The organism is Pseudactinotalea terrae, from assembly GCF_009733845.1.
In the GTDB taxonomy this organism is placed as follows: Bacteria; Actinomycetota; Actinomycetes; order Actinomycetales; family Beutenbergiaceae; genus Pseudactinotalea; species Pseudactinotalea terrae.
Genome location: NZ_WNXZ01000011.1, coordinates 15,262 through 30,855 on the forward strand (window position 1 = coordinate 15,262; position 15,594 = coordinate 30,855).

Consider the following 15,594-nt stretch of genomic DNA (forward strand, 5'->3'; position numbering starts at 1 on the left):
CTATCCAGGAAGGACACCATGTCGCGTCGAGTGCTTCTCAAGCTTTCCGGCGAGGTCTTCGGCGGCGGTGAGGTCGGGCTCGACCCCGACGTCGTCGCCTCGATCGCGAACGAGATCGCGGCCGCCATGGCCGAGCACTACGTGCAGGTCTCGATCGTCGTGGGCGGCGGCAACTTCTTCCGCGGCGCCGAGCTCTCCCAGCGCGGCATGGACCGTTCCCGCGCCGACTACATGGGCATGCTCGGCACCGTGATGAACTGCCTGGCGCTGCAGGACTTCCTCGAGAAGGCCGGCGTCAGCACCCGCGTACAGACGGCGATCACGATGGGCCAGGTGGCCGAGCCCTACATCCCGCTGCGCGCGATCCGGCACATGGAGAAGGGCCGTGCGGTCGTCTTCGGCGCCGGGGCGGGGATGCCGTACTTCTCCACCGACACCGTGGCCGTGCAGCGTGCGCTGGAGACCGGTTGCGACGAGGTGCTGGTGGCCAAGAACGGCGTGGACGGCGTGTACACGGCCGATCCGCGCACCGATCCGAGCGCCACGAGGATCGACACGATCACCTACGACGACGCGCTGCGCCGCGACCTTCGCGTCGTGGACTCGACAGCATTCGGGCTCGCCCGCGACAACTCGATGCCCATGCGTGTGTTCGGCATGAGCCCCGCGGGGAACGTCACCCGGGCCCTCGAGGGTGACAAGATCGGAACACTGGTCGTGCCGGAGTCCCTGGCCAAAGAGCACGGGGTCGGCGCGTGAGTGCAGCTGAGCAGACCATGACGAGCAAGGAGCAGCCGTGATCGACGAGACCCTCTTCGAGGCCGAGGAGAAGATGGACAAGGCGGTCGAGGTCGCCCGCGAGGACCTCAGCAACATCCGCAGCGGCCGCGCGAACGCGGGCATGTTCGCGAAGATCTCCGTCGACTACTACGGCGCGGCCACGCCCCTGCAGCAGCTCGCCTCGTTCCAGATCACCGACGCGCGCACCGTGCTGGTGAGCCCGTTCGACAAGAGCTCGATGCCCAACATCGAGAAGGCGCTGCGTGACTCCGACCTCGGCGTCAACCCCTCGAACGACGGGAACGTCATCCGGCTCGTGCTGCCCGCCCTCACCGAGGAGCGGCGCCGGGAGTACGTCAAGCTCGCGAAGAACAAGGGCGAGGACGCTCGCGTGTCCGTGCGCAACGTGCGCCGCCGTGCCAAGGAGGAGCTCGACCGGATCGCGAAGGATGGCGAGGCCGGCGAGGATGAGGTGAACAGGGCGCAGAACGAGCTCGACGCGCTCACCAAGAAGCACACCGACCTCATCGACACCCTCCTCGCCGGCAAGGAGAAGGAGCTGCTCGAGGTCTGAGCATGGCGGATCCTCAGGCGGCCGACGTCTCCGGCCAGGCACGCGCGCCGATGACACGGCGCGAGCTGCGCGAGGCCGAGCGACGTGCGGCACGCGAGGCCGCACGGGTGGCCGAGGCGACCGCTGACGAGGCACCGGGCTCTCCCGCAGCCGCCCAGGCGGTCGAGACCGGCGAGAGCGCCGCCGTCGCGAGATCCGACGAGGGGCGCACGCCCGACGCCGTCAGCGGCGACAGGGGCATCGCGATCTCTCAAGGTATGGAGAGCACCGAGACCGAGCAGGCGCCCGAGGCTCCCGGCCCGGTCGCCGATGGTCGCATCGGCGATCTGTCCGCTCCGATGCCGACCCCTCCAGGCGGCCGCAACGTACCCGTGGCGGTCGGTGTGGGCCTCGGGCTCGGCCTCGTCGTGGTGGCCAGCCTGTTCTTCTGGCGCAAGGAAGCCTTCCTCGGACTCGCGGTAATCGGCTGCGGCGTGGGCCTGTGGGAGCTCAGCCGTGCGGTCGCGGTCCGCGACATCAAGCTGCCGTTGCTGCCGCTGCTGGTGGGTACGGTCGGCATGCTGATCTCGGCATACACCGCGGGCGTCGAGGCACTGCTGGTCGCGTGCGTGCTCACCTCGGGCGGTGCGTTCATCTGGCGGGTGCTCGACGGCGGCGGGGTCGCCGCCATGAGAGACGCCACGGCGGCGGTCTTCGCCACCGCGTACATCCCGTTCCTCGCCGGCTTCATCGCGCTGATGCTCTCGGCCGACGACGGGCCCTGGCGGGTGCTGACCTACATCGCCATCTGCGTCGCGAGCGACACCGGCGGCTACCTCGCCGGGGTCCTGTTCGGGAAGACCAGGATGGCCCCGATCGTGAGTCCGAAGAAGTCCTGGGAGGGTCTCGCGGGCTCGTACGTCGCGGCATCGGCGGTCGGCGTCGGCATGATGGTCGGCGTGCTCGACGGCCCCTGGTGGGCCGGCCTCGCGCTCGGCGTCGCCGGTGTCAGTGCCGCGGTCCTGGGTGATCTCGCCGAGTCGCTGATCAAGCGCGACCTCGGCGTCAAGGACATGGGCAATGTGCTGCCGGGTCACGGTGGCGTGCTCGACCGGGTCGACTCGGTGCTCTTCGCGGCTCCGGTCGCCTTCTTCATCTTCTATGCGGTGCTCGGGAGCAGGTAATGACACGAACGACACAGGGCGACCGGCAGGTTCGGCCCGCCGACGATGCGGCCAAGCCCGCCAGCCTGCCGACCCTCAGCTTCGCCGTGCCTCGACGCGGCAAGCCGCCGCAGCATCTCGCGGACCTCGACCTCGAGGCTCGTGGCGCCGTGCTGGAGGAGATGGGTCACCCCGGCTACCGCGCGAAGCAGGTCTCCACGCACTACTTCACGCACCTGACCCGCGAGCCGGGGGCGATGACCGACATCCCGGCCGCCGTCCGCGACGACCTCACGTCAACCCTGCTGCCGGACCTGCTCACCGAGGTGCGCCGGATGGAGGCCGATGGCGGGGCGACCGTGAAGATGCTCTGGTCCCTCTTCGACGACGTCAAGGTCGAGTCGGTCCTCATGGGCTACAAGGACCGGGCCACGCTGTGCGTCTCGAGCCAGGCCGGCTGCGGCATGGCCTGCCCGTTCTGCGCGACCGGGCAGATGGGACTGACCCGGAACCTCTCGACGGCGGAGATCATCGAGCAGGTGCGGCGCGCCGCGGTGGCGTGCCGGGACGGTGAGCTGAACCGTGGGCCGCGCCGGCTGTCCAACATCGTCTTCATGGGGATGGGGGAGCCGCTCGCCAACTACAAGGCCGTGATCGGTGCGGTCCGGCGCCTGGTGGCGCCTGCCCCCTCAGGCTTCGGGATGAGTGCGCGCAACATCACGGTCTCGACCGTGGGGCTGGTGCCCGCCATCGACAAGCTCACCAAGGAAGCGATCCCGGTGACCCTCGCACTGTCCTTGCACGCGCCCGACGACGAGCTCCGCAGCGAGCTGGTGCCGATCAACACCCGCTGGACAGTGGGGGAGGCGCTCGACGCCGCACGCCGCTACTTCGAGGCCACCGGACGCCGCGTGAGCATCGAGTACGCGCTGATCAAGGACATGAACGACCACGCCTGGCGGGCCGACCTGCTCGGCGAGGAGCTCAACAAGCGTGGCCGCGGCTGGGTGCACGTCAACCCGATCCCGCTCAACCCGACCCCGGGCTCGATCTGGACCGCGAGCGAGAAGGATGTCGAGGACGAGTTCGTGACACGGCTCCGTGCTGCCGGGATCCCGACGACCGTGCGCGATACTCGGGGCAGCGACATCGACGGTGCCTGCGGTCAGCTCGCGATCCAAGAGCCAGTACCAGGCCCAGCGTCCTGAGGGAGTAGAGCAGATGGCGGAGACGTTCCCGCGCAGCAAGAGGTGGTCCAGCGGGTACGACGTCGAGCAGGTCGACGAGTTCTTCGCGGAAGCCCGCGCGGCGTACGAGTCCGACTCCGAGGCGGGCATGTCCGCCGAGGACGTGCGTGCGGCTGCCTTCGACCTGGTGCGCCACGGCTACGACCCCGCGCACGTGGACGCGGCTCTCGACCGCCTGGAGGGCGCGTTCGTCAAGCGCGCCCGCGCCCGCAGCATCCGCACCGAGGGGCAGGGTGCCTGGATGGACGACGTCGCCAAGCGCGCGACCTCGCTCTACGGGCGGCTCGTGAGACCGGCCGGTGAGCGGTTCGCGCCGCCCGAGCGTGGCCGCGGATACTCGGCCGAGGCCGTGGACGCCTTGCTCGACAGGCTCGTGGACTACTTCGACTCCGGCGCCGAGCTGAGTGCCGGCGAGGTGAGGTCGGCGACCTTCCCATCGGCTTCCGGCGACAACGCCTACGCCGAGGGCCCGGTCGACGCGTTCCTCGACCGCGCTGTCGACGTGCTGCTCGCAGTCGAGTGATGACCGGCCGGCGCAAGCGCCTCGAACGCGCACGTCGTGGTGCTCTCAGCGTGAGAGCGACACCTTCCGCGCGTGCGGCCGTCAGATCCAGGATGCCCCGCGGCCTGGAGGGCGCGTGACTCGCAGCGTCGCGCTGCTCGGCAGCACCGGCTCGATCGGGACCCAGGCGCTCGACGTCATCGGTGCCAACCCGGGATCCTTCGAGGTCACCTCGATCGCCGCCGGCGGCGGTCAGCTCGACCTGCTCGCCGACCAGGTGGTGCGGTTCGGCGTGCCGCTCGTCGCGGTGGCCACCGGTTCGGAGCAGCAGGTGCGGGAGGCGATCGCTGCCGCAGCTGCGAGCGCGGGCGTGCGGACGCCGGACGTCGAGGTCGTCGTGGGCTCCGACGCCGCCACCCGAGCGGCGAGGACGGGTGCCGACGTGGTCCTCAACGGCATCACCGGCTCGATCGGCCTCGCGCCGACGCTCGCCGCCCTGGAGGCGGGCTCGACCCTGGCTCTGGCCAACAAGGAGTCACTGATCGCCGGCGGACCCCTGGTCCGTGCTGCGCAGCGCCGGCCCGATCAGCTCGTCCCGGTCGACTCCGAGCACTCCGCGATCGCGCAGTCGCTGCGCGGCGGACGCCGGGAGGAGGTTGCCCGGATCATCCTGACGGCCTCGGGCGGCCCGTTCCGTGGGCGCACCCGCGCCGACCTCGCCGGCGTCACGCCGGACCAGGCGCTCGCGCACCCGACCTGGGCGATGGGACCAGTGGTGACCACCAACTCCGCCACGCTCGTCAACAAGGGCCTCGAGCTGATCGAGGCACACCTGCTGTTCGACGTGGACGTCGCCGACATCACCGTGGTGGTCCACCCGCAGTCGGTGGTGCACTCGATGGTCGAGTTCGTGGACGGCTCGACGATCGCTCAGGCCTCGCCACCCGACATGCGGCTGCCGATCGCACTCGGCCTGGCCTGGCCGAACAGGGTGCCCGGGGCGGCACAGCCGTGCCGGTGGGACGAGGCGACCGCCTGGACATTCGAGGCTGTCGATGACGAGACCTTCCCCGCTCTCGATCTCGCACGTCTGGCCGTCACCTCCTCAGCCACCCATCCCGCCGTCTACAACGCCGCGAACGAGGAGTGCGTGCAGGCATTCCTGGCCGGCAGGATCGCCTTCCTCGACATCGTGGACACGGTGGCGCGCGTGCTCGACGAGCACCACGGCACCGACGCCGCCGCGCTCGACCTCGACGCCGTGGCGGCGGCCGAGGCATGGGCCCGTGGGCGCGCGCACGAGCTAATTGGCTGAGCGACCTCACCAGCCGAGCCGATCGCGCCGCGCCCAGTTGCTGCACGCCTGGGTGGAGCCGCGACCGACGCCGGCGCATCGGGGCAACGGCACAGGCGGCGGGGTGGCGCCCGTGTCGGCTGCTGCTCGCGCTGGCGGAGAGGTGGCCGACCAGAACCTCTGGTCGAGCCACCAGCCGTTGAGGAAGATCTCGCAGTCGCAGCAGGCGCCCGCGCGGTGCAGCCGCCCCTCGAGCGCGACGGCCGCCGGGGCGGTCAGGTCGCGGAAGCGGCTGGCGAACCTCAGGTGGGTGTCGCACCCGAAGGAGTCGAGCATCCGCGCCACGTAGCAGATGAGGCACTCGCCGCTCCGGGGGTCCATCAGCTCCGCGGTGAACGCGCGCAGCATCCGGTCCCAGGTGTCGGGGGTGCCGGGATCAAGATCGAGGTTCGTCATACGGATGTTCTATCGCTAGGCACCGACATCGATCCGTCGTGATGGGCACATGCAAGACCCAGAAGTGGCGGAAGCCGCTCGAGCCGGCGCCCAGGCAGGTCCTGTACCGCCGAGAACGCGTTCTGGTTCGGCTGACCGGTCGATGTCACGTCGCCGAAACCAATGCCGCCCCCGCGCCCCCACTAGCGTGCGGACCATGGCTGCGTCACGGCTCCAGACCCACACGATCCGCCCTGCCACGCACGCCGACCTCGACGGGGTCGCGGCGATCTACGCGGACGAGGTCCGGCTCGGTACCGCGACCTTCGACACCGAGCCGCCCCCGCGCTCGCGGTGGGAGTCGATGCTGGCCTCCGGCTGGCCGAGCGACCACTTCCTGGTGGCGGTCGACAGCTCCGAGGTGGTGGTGGGGTACGCGTACTCGGGCGTCTACCGACCCCGCGGCGCGTACCTCGGCACCCGCGAGGTCAGCATCTACCTCGCGCCGACGGCGACGGGTCGCGGCCTCGGTCGCCGGCTCTACGAGGACCTGCTGCGACGTGTCGAGGCCGGGGGCGCGCACACGGTTCTGGCCGGTGTCGCGCTGCCGAACCCTGCGAGCCTCGCCCTGCACCGCGCCTGCGGGTTCGAGCACGTCGGCATCATGCGCGAGGTGGGGTTCAAGCAGGACCGCTGGATCGACGTGTCGTGGTGGCAGAAGCGGTTCGGCATCCGCTGAGCGTCAGCCTGCCACGCACCGGTCAGCTGATCCGCCCCCGCATCTCGCGGTAGTGGGGGTTGGTCATCACGCCGAGCACGTTCCCGAACGGGTCTGCGACCGTCGCGGTCACGAAGCCCTCGCCGCGCGCCGTCGGAGGTTCGATCGAGACCGCGCCCAGGTCGAGCAGCCGCCTGTAGGCGTCATCGACGTCGTCGACCGCCCAGTTGACGACGAGCCCGGCGGGCGTGCCGGTCGGGTAGGGCGCGTATGCCGCGTCGATGATCCCGACCTCGGTCTCGAGGTCCCCGATGCGCCACTCGGCGTAGGCGGTGGGCCCTCCCTCGGGGCGCAGGAAGTAGGGCGGGCCCCCGAGCAGCTCGGTGTACCAGGCGATCGCGGCGTTCATGTCGGATGCGTAGAGGTTGAGGGTGGCGGGTCCGTGGAACATGGTGCTCTCCTTGGTCGTGATGTCACCCCAGCCTCTCGGCCAAAGTGCTCACCTAGTGATCACTTTTCCCGATAGCGTCTCCGGATGCGCGCCGACCGACTCGTCGCAGCGACGCTCTACCTCCAGCGCCGCGGCACCGTCACGGCCGCCGGGCTCGCCGAGCACCTCGAGGTCTCCGTGGCCACGGCTCGCCGCGATCTCGCCGCCCTCAGCAGCGCCGGCATCCCGGTCTACCCGCAGCGGGGCCGGGGCGGTGGCTGGCAGCTCGTCGGTGGGGCGCGTACCGACCTCACGGGCCTGACCGAGCCCGAGGTTCGCGCGCTGTTCCTCGCGGTCGGGGACGCCGAGGGCGACGCCACCGCCCGCGCCGCGCTGGCCAAGCTGGTACGCGCGCTGCCGGAGCAGTTCCGCGAGAGTGCCGAGATCGCCGGGGCCGCGCGGCGTATCGAGCCGCAGCGCTGGCAGGAACGACCGCGCGCCGGGCACCGCTTCGAGGGCGCGCTCAGGGATGCGATCGTGCGGCGGCTCCGCGCGGCGATCCGCTATCGGTCCCGCGACGCCGAGACCGACAGCGAGATCGATGTCGCGCCGTGGCGGCTGGTTGACAAGGCGGGCGTCGGGTACCTGCTCGCGGGGACCGCACGCGGGCCGCGGACCTATCGGCTGGACCGGATCGCCGCGTTCACGGTGACGAGGGAGACGTTTCGGCGGCCGGCGGAGCACCTGATCGACGAGCAGTGGCGGCAGACCTCCGACGTGGTGGACACCGCTCGCACCAGCACCCGGGCGACGGTCCGCGTGGATGAGGTCGCCAGATCGATCCTCGCCGACCACTTCGGGACCGGGTTCGAGGCTCTCGACGGCGATCGCGCGGCCGTCGCCGCGCAGTCGCCCCGTGGCCTGGCCGAGCAGCTGGCAGGATGGGGTGGCCGGGTGGTGGTGCTCGACGCGCCCGAGGTCGTCGCCGAGCTCCGGGCGATCGCTGCCGAGCTGGCCGCCACCTATCCTGCCGACACGCCATAGCGGGTCCGTGCCTGACCTGGGCTCGTGAGCATCTGGCCCGCCGCGGGCGCAGCCGACTGCCTCGAGCTGGATGAGGTCGCGAAGGCGGCCCGGATCATGGGCACCGGGAGCCGCTGGCCTTCGTGACCTTCGTCCTGGGATGATGGGCCAGCGAGATGGAGGTCCGGTCATGGTTGCTGAGCCCGAGCCAGAGCTCCCCTGGACCGACCCGCGCGAGGAGATCGAGCACTCGGTGCTGCTGCCCACCGGCCGGCTGGCACCCCGACGCTTCGCCAACCGGGCGGAGGCCGAGGCCTGGGCGCGGCCCGAGGAGGGCGAGCAGGTGGTGAGCTACAACACCGTCTGCGAGTGCGAGATGTGAGGTCCGGGCACACCTGCCCCGGCCGTCACGGGCAGTTGTCAGGAATGGTGCCTACCATGACCCGGTGACGTTCTGGATCGGTGTGCTCGCCGTGGCCCTCGGGCTCGTGATCTCGATTGCGCTGCACGAGATCGGACACCTCGTGCCCGCGAAGAAGTTCGGCGTGCGCGTGCCGCAGTACTTCGTCGGCTTCGGCCCCACCATCTGGTCCCGCACACGCGGTGAGACCGAGTACGGCGTCAAGGCCATCCCGCTCGGCGGATTCGTGCGCATGGTCGGCATGTTCCCGCCGGCGAAGCGAGAGCTCAGCGAGGACGCAGCCGCCGAGGCACGGCTGCGCCGCCGCGGCATCGTCGGATGGGCGAAGGAGGTCACCGAGGAGGCTCGTGCGGCGTCCCTGGAGGAGCTCGAGCCCGGTGACAAGGGCCGCGCCTTCTACCAGCTGAGCATGCCCAAGAAGCTCACGGTGATGTTCGGTGGGCCGTTCGTCAACCTCGTGCTCAGCTTCATCCTGTTCGCGATCGTCGTCTCCGGCATCGGCTTCAACGTCGCCACCAGCACGGTGGACTCCGTGGTGGAGTGCGTCGAGCCCACGAGCGACGGCGCCTGCGCGGCCGGGTCGGCGCCGGCGCCCTCGGCCGAGGCGGGCTTCCAGCCGGGCGATGTCATCGTCTCGTGGGGCGGCGTTGCGACCGAGAGCTGGAGCGACGTCACGGCCGGCATCCTCGCCGGCGGCGACCAGCCCACCGAGGTCGTCGTCGAGCGCGACGGCGCCGAGGTCACCCTGACCGTCACTCCCACCCTGATCGAGCGCGAGGTCAGGGCAGAGGATGGCACCACCACCGTGCAGGAGGTGCCCTACGTGGGCATCATCTCCGCCGTCGTGCGCCAGCCTGAGCCGCTGACGGCGGTGCCCGGGATCGTGGGGGAGCAGCTGTCCGCCACGGTCGGCGTGGTGCTCACGCTGCCGCAGCGGCTGGTGTCGATCGGACAGGCCGTGTTCGGCTCCGGTGAGCGCGACCCCAACGTCATCGGCATCATCGGTATCGGACGCGTGGCTGGTGACCTGACGGAGGCCAGCGCCGACAACGGCTTCGTGGCTCAGCTCGCCAACATCCTCGTGATCCTCGCGAGCCTCAACATGGCGTTGTTCGTGTTCAACATGATCCCGTTGCCACCGCTGGACGGCGGGCACATCGCCGGAGCCCTCTTCGAGGGCAGCCGCCGGCAGGTCGCGCGGTGGCGGGACCGTCCGAACCCCGGCTACGCGGACACCGCGAAGCTGATGCCACTGACCTACGCGATGGTGTTCCTGTTCCTCGGCATGGGGCTGTTGCTCGCCGTCGCCGACATCGTCAGACCCGTGGTGCTCACGTAGCTGTGAGCCGTGACACGGTGGCCCCGATCGATGCGCGGTCGCCACAGGTTCTTCACCTCACGGTGAGATACTCGCTTGCGTGACTGCTCCGATCGCGCTGGGTATCCCCGCTGTCAACCAGACCCCTGAGGTCTTGAGTCCGCGACGCAAGACTCGCAAGATCCGGGTCGGCAAGGTCGAGGTCGGCGGCGATGCGCCGATCTCGGTGCAGTCGATGACCACGACCCAGACGACCGACATCAACGCCACGCTCCAGCAGATCGCCGAGCTCACGGCGTCCGGCTGCGACATCGTCCGCGTCGCCGTGCCCACCTCCGACGACGCCGAGGTGCTGCCGATCATCGCGAAGAAGTCGCAGATCCCGGTGATCGCCGACATCCACTTCCAGCCGAAGTACGTGTTCGCGGCGATCGACGCCGGGTGCGCCGCGGTCCGTGTCAACCCGGGCAACATCCGCAAGTTCGACGACCAGGTCGGCGCGATCGCCAAGGCCGCCGCCGATGCCGGGGTCTCGCTGCGGATCGGCGTCAACGCCGGCTCGCTCGACAAGCGGCTGCTGGAGAAGTACGGCAAGGCGACCCCCGAGGCGCTGGTGGAGTCCGCCGTCTGGGAGGCCTCGCTGTTCGAGGAGCACGACTTCCACGACTTCAAGATCTCGGTCAAGCACAACGACCCGGTCGTGATGGTGCGTGCCTACGAGCTGCTGTCCGAGGCGGGTGACTGGCCGCTGCACCTCGGTGTCACCGAGGCCGGCCCCGCCTTCCAGGGCACGATCAAGTCCGCCACCGCGTTCGGCGCGCTGCTGAGCAAGGGCATCGGCGACACGATCCGGGTGTCTCTGTCCGCCCCGCCGGCCGAGGAGGTCAAGGTCGGGCTGCAGATCCTGCAGTCGCTCAACCTGCGTGAGCGCAAGCTCGAGATCGTCTCCTGCCCTTCCTGCGGCCGTGCCCAGGTGGACGTCTACTCGCTGGCCGACGAGGTGACCGCGGGCCTGGAGGGCCTCGAGGTCCCGCTGCGCGTCGCCGTCATGGGTTGCGTCGTCAATGGCCCCGGTGAGGCACGCGAGGCCGACCTCGGCGTCGCCTCCGGCAACGGCAAGGGCCAGATCTTCGTCAAGGGCGAGGTCATCGCGACCGTCCCCGAGGACCAGATCGTCGCGACCCTCCTCGAGGAGGCGCACCGCATCGCGGCGACCATGGAGGCGGCCGGGTCCCCGTCCGTCTCCGTCTCCTGACGGCACCGCCATGGCGCGGTGGCCCTGGCAGAGCACGACGGCCCCCTCCCCGATCCTCGTGCGTGACGCGCGTAACGTCGACATGGGCGGCGTGCTGGAGTTCTGCCAGCAGCGCGCAGTGGACGCCGCCCTTCTCGGGGAGCACGTCGAAGCGATGGTGGCCGGGCCGCAGCTGCGCGAGCAGCTCCTGTGCGTGAGCACACCGGCCGGGCTCGCCGGGCTGTGCTGGACCGGCGGCAACATGGTGCCGCTGGGCATCGAGCCCTCCGCGATGCCGGACGTCGCCGCCGAGCTGCGCCGCCGCTCGCGCCGCTACTCCTCGATCGTGGGCCCTGCCGAGGGCGTGATGGCGCTGTGGGAGCTGCTCGAGCCCACCTCGCCGCGGCCGCGTGACATCCGGCCCGAGCAGCCGTCGATGGCGATCGCGAGCGACCCGCTGGTCGAGCCGGACCCCGAGGTCCGGGTCACCACCGAGGATGACTTCGACATCCTCATGCCCGCGTGCGTCTCGATGTTCACCGAGGAGGTCGGGCACTCGCCGCTGAGCATCGGCGGTGGGTACGAGCGCCGTGTGCGGTCGCTGGTGGCCGCGAAGCGGTCGCTCGCGAGGATCGAGGACGGCCGGGTGGTGTTCAAGGCCGAGCTCGGGACGGTCGCGCTGGGGGTCACGCAGATCCAGGGCGTATGGGTCGACCCCGAGCTACGCGGCCAGGGCATCGCGAAGGCCGGCATGGCGGCGGTCGTCGCGTACGCCCGCGCGCACATCGCCCCGACGGTCTCGCTCTACGTGAACTCCTACAACGAGACGGCGATCCGCACCTACGACGCTGTGGGTTTCCGCCAGGTCGGGACCTTCGCCACGATCCTGTTCTGAGCGGGGCGTGCCCGACGGCGCTACTTGAGCAGCTTGGACATCCGCCGGTCGGCCAGGATCTTGCCGCCGGTCTGGCAGGTGGCGCAGTACTGCAGCGAGGAGTCGGCGAAGCTGACCTCGCGGACGACGTCCCCGCAGATCGGGCACGCCTCACCTGTGCGCCCGTGCACGCGCATGCCCGAGCGCTTGGCGTCCTTGAGCTCCTTGGCAGGCTTGCCCGACGACGCCGCGATCGCCGCGCGCAGCGTCTCACCGATGGCGGTGTGCAGGCGGGTGAGGACCTCGTCGTCGGCCGCGATGGACCGCGTCTTCGCGAACGGGCTGATACGCGCGACGTGCAGGATCTCGTCCGAGTAGGCGTTGCCGATCCCGGCGATCGTGGCCTGGTCCCGCAGCAACCCCTTGACCTGCTGGTTCCTGGTGTTCAGCAGCTCGCGCAGCCGCTCGAGCGTGAAGTCCTCGCCGAGCGGATCCGGACCGAGCGTGGCGATCATCGGCACCTCGGCCGGGTCCGCCACCAGGTAGACCGCCAGCTTGCGCTTGGTGCCCGCCTCGGTGAGGTCGAAGCCTCCGGCATCGGTGGCGACCCGGAACGCGAGCGGAGACTTGGGGGAGGGGCGAGGGATCGTCGTCGGCATCTCGTCGTACCAGCGCAACCAGCCCGCCCGGGCGAGGTGGAAGACCAGGTGCCTCTCGCCGTCGGGCGTGCTCACGACGACATCGAGCCACTTGCCGTGCCGCGCGACCCCGGTGATCTCGCCACCGACGAGCTGCTCCGGTCCGATGGCGAACGTCTTGAGCGCGGTGAACGCGACCGGTCGCACATCGGTGAGCGTGCGGCCACGGAGCCGCTCGTCGAGGAAGTCGACCAGCCCCTGCACCTCGGGCATCTCGGGCATGTGCCAAATCTACGGGCTGACTGGGCCGAGAGAGAGGCCCGGACGGGTGGGGTCTGCTGCCCGCATAGACTCGCCCGCGTGCTGAGGATGTCGAGTCTGTTCGTGCGGACGTTGCGTGAGGACCCTGCTGATGCCGAGGTGGCGAGCCACAAGTGGCTCGTGCGTGCCGGGTACATCCGGCGGGCCGCCCCGGGGATCTACACGTGGCTGCCGCTCGGGCTGCGGGTGCTCGCGAAGGTCGAGGCAGTCGTTCGCGAGGAGATGAACGCGGCCGGCGCCCAGGAGGTCCACTTCCCGGCGCTGCTGCCGCGGGAGCCCTATGAGGCGACCGACCGCTGGACCGAGTACGGCCCGAACCTGTTCCGACTGCAGGACCGCAAGGGCAACGACATGCTGCTGGCGCCCACGCACGAGGAGATGTTCACGCTGCTGGTCGGCGACCTGTACTCCTCGTACAAGGAGCTGCCGCTGACGCTCTACCAGATCCAGACCAAGTACCGCGACGAGGCCCGCCCCCGCGCGGGGCTGCTGCGCGGCCGTGAGTTCATCATGAAGGACGCCTACTCCTTCGACATCGACGACGCCGGCCTCGAGGCCTCCTACGAGGCGCAGCGCGAGGCGTACCAGCGCATCTTCACGCGGCTGGGCCTGGAGTTCGTCATCGTCACCGCCACCTCGGGCGCCATGGGGGGCTCGCGCAGCGAGGAGTTCCTGTTCCCGTGCGACATCGGTGAGGACACCTTCGTCCGCTCGCCCGGCGGTTACGCCGCCAACGTCGAGGCCGTGGCCACGCTCGCGCCCGCCCCGCTGCCGGCGAGCGAGATCACGAAGCTGCCCGCCGCCGTCGTGCACGACACCCCGGACACCCCCACGATCGAGTCGCTCGTGGCGCTCTCCAACGCCGAGTACCCGCGTGCGGACGGCGTCGCCTGGACCGCGGCGGACACGCTCAAGAACGTCGTGGTCACCTACGAGCACCCGGGCGGCGAGCGTGAGGTCGTGGTCATCGGCATGCCCGGCGACCGCCAGCTGGACATGAAGCGCCTCGAGGCGGTCGCGTTCCCGGCCGAGGTCTCGCAGGCGACCGCGGACGATCTCACGCAGCACCCCGAGCTGGTGGCCGGCTACATCGGCCCCGCCGTGCTCGGCCCCAACGGCGCCCCGCGCGAGGAGAGCGGCAGGGGAGCGGTGCGGTACTTCCTCGACCCCCGGGTGGCTGAGGGCACCTCCTGGATCACTGGTGCGAACGAGCCCGGCAGGCACGTCTACGGACTGGTGGCGGGGCGTGACTTCACCGCCGACGGCGTGCTCGACGTCGCCGAGGTCAAGGAGGGCGACCCCGCCCCCGACGGCTCCGGGCCGCTCGAGCTGGCGCGCGGCATCGAGATCGGCCACATCTTCGCGCTCGGCCAGAAGTACGCCAAGGCGCTCGATCTCAAGGTCCTTGACGCAGGAGGCAAGGCCGTCACGGTCACGATGGGCTCCTACGGCATCGGCGTCACGCGGGCGCTCGCGTGCATCGCCGAGAACACCGCCGACGACGCCGGGCTCGCCTGGCCGATCCAGGTGGCGCCCGCCCACGTGCACGTGGTCGCCACCGGCAAGGACGAGGCGGTCTTCGCGGAGGCCGAGCGGCTCGCCGAGGCTCTCGAGAGCTCCGGCCTCGAGGTCCTCTACGACGACCGCCCGAAGACCTCGCCCGGCGTCAAGTTCGCCGACTCCGAGGTGCTCGGCGTGCCCTACACGCTGGTGGTGGGGCGCGGCCTGGCCACCGGTGTGGTCGAGGTCCGCACCCGTGCCACGGGCGAGCGGGTCGAGCTCGCGCCCGACGACGCCGTGACCCACCTGGTCGCGACGGTCATCGCAGCGCTGGGCTGAGCGGGGCGAGGGCCCTCCCGTAGGCGGCCACGTCGGCGGGGCGGTCGCTCAGCAGCCGGAAGAGGGCCGCGCGGATCATGGCCTGGCGAGGCACGCCGTCGGCCCATGCGGTCATCGCCTCGACGTCCGCGCCCCACCACATCACCGAGTCGAGCACGCAGGTGGCCTCCGCCCACAGCGGCGGCCGCCAGTAGGGTGCGATGTCGATGACTACGGGCGCGCCGTCGGGATCGAGCAGGACGTTGCCGGCGAGATCGCCGTCGACGAGCTGGGGCTCACCGAGGTCGGCGCCCGGGTCCCGCTGCTCCAGCAACCAACGCAGCAGCGGCTCGGCCTCCGCACCGGCGGCCCCCGGCTCAGGTGACGCCTCGCCGAACGCGATCCGCTCCGCCTGCGACCAGCGCTCGCGGGGCGGCTGCTGCGCCGGCGGCCAGTCGCTGACGCGCGGTGCCAGCTCGGCGTGCAGCACCGCGGCGACCGCGAGCGTGGCCTCGAGGTCGACCAGCAGCTGCGCGCCCGGCTCGTAGCGGGAAGCGCTCCAGCCGTCGACCACCCAGGAGCCGTCGCGAGCCGGGATCGGCATCGCGATCCGCAGGTCCTGCCGCTCGCGAGCCGGGCGGGTATCGAGGTCGACGGCGAGCCGTGCGATCACGGGGTTGAGGAGGTCCTGCACGACGGCGTCCCGCCCGGGGGACAGCACGAGGTCACCCGCGCGGACCGAGCCGCCCTGGCCGCCGGTCAGCGGTTCGACGTCGCCAGGGACGGCGAAGAGGTCGAGGACGTGCTCGGACGGGGGCATCCCGA

Annotated in this window: 17 protein-coding genes; 13 read left to right on the forward strand and 4 right to left on the reverse strand. The window is 70.8% G+C overall.

Translation table 11 applies throughout. The features are described from left to right. Positions 1–18 precede the first annotated feature (18 nt). From pyrH to dxr, 6 genes are all read left to right on the forward strand, one after another. Complete coding sequence (pyrH, locus tag GPA03_RS21860; protein WP_156254193.1) at positions 19–759, forward strand: UMP kinase; 741 nt, start codon at positions 19–21, stop codon at positions 757–759. Between the two features lie 37 nt (positions 760–796). Next, on the forward strand, positions 797–1,354 hold the full coding sequence (frr, locus tag GPA03_RS21865; RefSeq protein WP_156254194.1) for a ribosome recycling factor: 558 nt from the start codon (positions 797–799) through the stop codon (positions 1,352–1,354). Positions 1,355–1,356: 2 nt separating this feature from the next. Then, on the forward strand, positions 1,357–2,517 hold the full coding sequence (locus tag GPA03_RS21870) for a phosphatidate cytidylyltransferase (RefSeq protein ID WP_338325744.1): 1,161 nt from the start codon (positions 1,357–1,359) through the stop codon (positions 2,515–2,517). Next, positions 2,517–3,704, forward strand: coding sequence for a dual-specificity RNA methyltransferase RlmN (gene rlmN, locus GPA03_RS21875; RefSeq protein ID WP_156254195.1), 1,188 nt, complete (start codon positions 2,517–2,519; stop codon positions 3,702–3,704). Before GPA03_RS21870 ends, rlmN begins: the two co-directional genes overlap by 1 nt. Before the next feature lie 13 nt (positions 3,705–3,717). Then, positions 3,718–4,266 (forward strand): DivIVA domain-containing protein, encoded by a 549-nt coding sequence (locus tag GPA03_RS21880; protein ID WP_156254196.1) that lies wholly within the window; start codon positions 3,718–3,720, stop codon positions 4,264–4,266. Positions 4,267–4,381: 115 nt separating this feature from the next. After that, the gene (dxr, locus tag GPA03_RS21885) at positions 4,382–5,560 is read left to right on the forward strand and encodes a 1-deoxy-D-xylulose-5-phosphate reductoisomerase (RefSeq protein WP_156254197.1); all 1,179 of its coding nucleotides are present in this window, start codon (positions 4,382–4,384) and stop codon (positions 5,558–5,560) included. Between the two features lie 6 nt (positions 5,561–5,566). Here dxr and GPA03_RS21890 read toward each other — a convergent pair whose 3' ends face one another. Further along, positions 5,567–5,995, reverse strand: coding sequence for a DUF2695 domain-containing protein (locus GPA03_RS21890; protein WP_156254198.1), 429 nt, complete (start codon positions 5,993–5,995; stop codon positions 5,567–5,569). A gap of 196 nt (positions 5,996–6,191) precedes the next feature. On the opposite strand from GPA03_RS21890, the gene GPA03_RS21895 reads away from it, so the two are divergent. Then, complete coding sequence (locus GPA03_RS21895) at positions 6,192–6,713, forward strand: GNAT family N-acetyltransferase (RefSeq protein WP_162458469.1); 522 nt, start codon at positions 6,192–6,194, stop codon at positions 6,711–6,713. Positions 6,714–6,735: 22 nt separating this feature from the next. Here GPA03_RS21895 and GPA03_RS21900 read toward each other — a convergent pair whose 3' ends face one another. Then, positions 6,736–7,143, reverse strand: coding sequence for a VOC family protein (locus GPA03_RS21900; RefSeq protein WP_156254200.1), 408 nt, complete (start codon positions 7,141–7,143; stop codon positions 6,736–6,738). 84 nt (positions 7,144–7,227) lie between these two features. Between GPA03_RS21900 and GPA03_RS21905 the strand changes: the two genes are divergently transcribed. The 5 genes from GPA03_RS21905 (at position 7,228) to GPA03_RS21925 (ending at position 12,013) form a co-directional block, all read left to right on the forward strand. After that, on the forward strand, positions 7,228–8,166 hold the full coding sequence (locus tag GPA03_RS21905; RefSeq protein WP_156254201.1) for a helix-turn-helix transcriptional regulator: 939 nt from the start codon (positions 7,228–7,230) through the stop codon (positions 8,164–8,166). 169 nt (positions 8,167–8,335) lie between these two features. Continuing rightward, positions 8,336–8,527 (forward strand): hypothetical protein, encoded by a 192-nt coding sequence (locus GPA03_RS21910; protein WP_156254202.1) that lies wholly within the window; start codon positions 8,336–8,338, stop codon positions 8,525–8,527. Between the two features lie 64 nt (positions 8,528–8,591). Next, entirely contained in the window at positions 8,592–9,905 is a 1,314-nt protein-coding gene (locus tag GPA03_RS21915) for a M50 family metallopeptidase (protein WP_156254203.1), read from the forward strand. Positions 9,906–9,984: 79 nt separating this feature from the next. After that, the gene (ispG, locus tag GPA03_RS21920) at positions 9,985–11,139 is read left to right on the forward strand and encodes a flavodoxin-dependent (E)-4-hydroxy-3-methylbut-2-enyl-diphosphate synthase (protein WP_156254204.1); all 1,155 of its coding nucleotides are present in this window, start codon (positions 9,985–9,987) and stop codon (positions 11,137–11,139) included. Between the two features lie 10 nt (positions 11,140–11,149). Further along, on the forward strand, positions 11,150–12,013 hold the full coding sequence (locus tag GPA03_RS21925; RefSeq protein ID WP_156254205.1) for a GNAT family N-acetyltransferase: 864 nt from the start codon (positions 11,150–11,152) through the stop codon (positions 12,011–12,013). Between the two features lie 20 nt (positions 12,014–12,033). Here GPA03_RS21925 and GPA03_RS21930 read toward each other — a convergent pair whose 3' ends face one another. Then, positions 12,034–12,912: an Fpg/Nei family DNA glycosylase gene (locus GPA03_RS21930; protein ID WP_156254206.1), complete on the reverse strand. Its 879-nt coding sequence runs from the start codon at positions 12,910–12,912 to the stop codon at positions 12,034–12,036. Between the two features lie 87 nt (positions 12,913–12,999). On the opposite strand from GPA03_RS21930, the gene GPA03_RS21935 reads away from it, so the two are divergent. After that, positions 13,000–14,790, forward strand: a complete 1,791-nt coding sequence (locus tag GPA03_RS21935; protein WP_156254214.1) for a proline--tRNA ligase — start codon at positions 13,000–13,002, stop codon at positions 14,788–14,790. Here the strand turns inward: GPA03_RS21935 and GPA03_RS21940 are convergent. Beyond that, positions 14,771–15,589 (reverse strand): aminoglycoside phosphotransferase/kinase family protein, encoded by an 819-nt coding sequence (locus GPA03_RS21940; RefSeq protein WP_156254207.1) that lies wholly within the window; start codon positions 15,587–15,589, stop codon positions 14,771–14,773. The genes GPA03_RS21935 and GPA03_RS21940 overlap by 20 nt on opposite strands. Positions 15,590–15,594 lie beyond the last annotated feature (5 nt).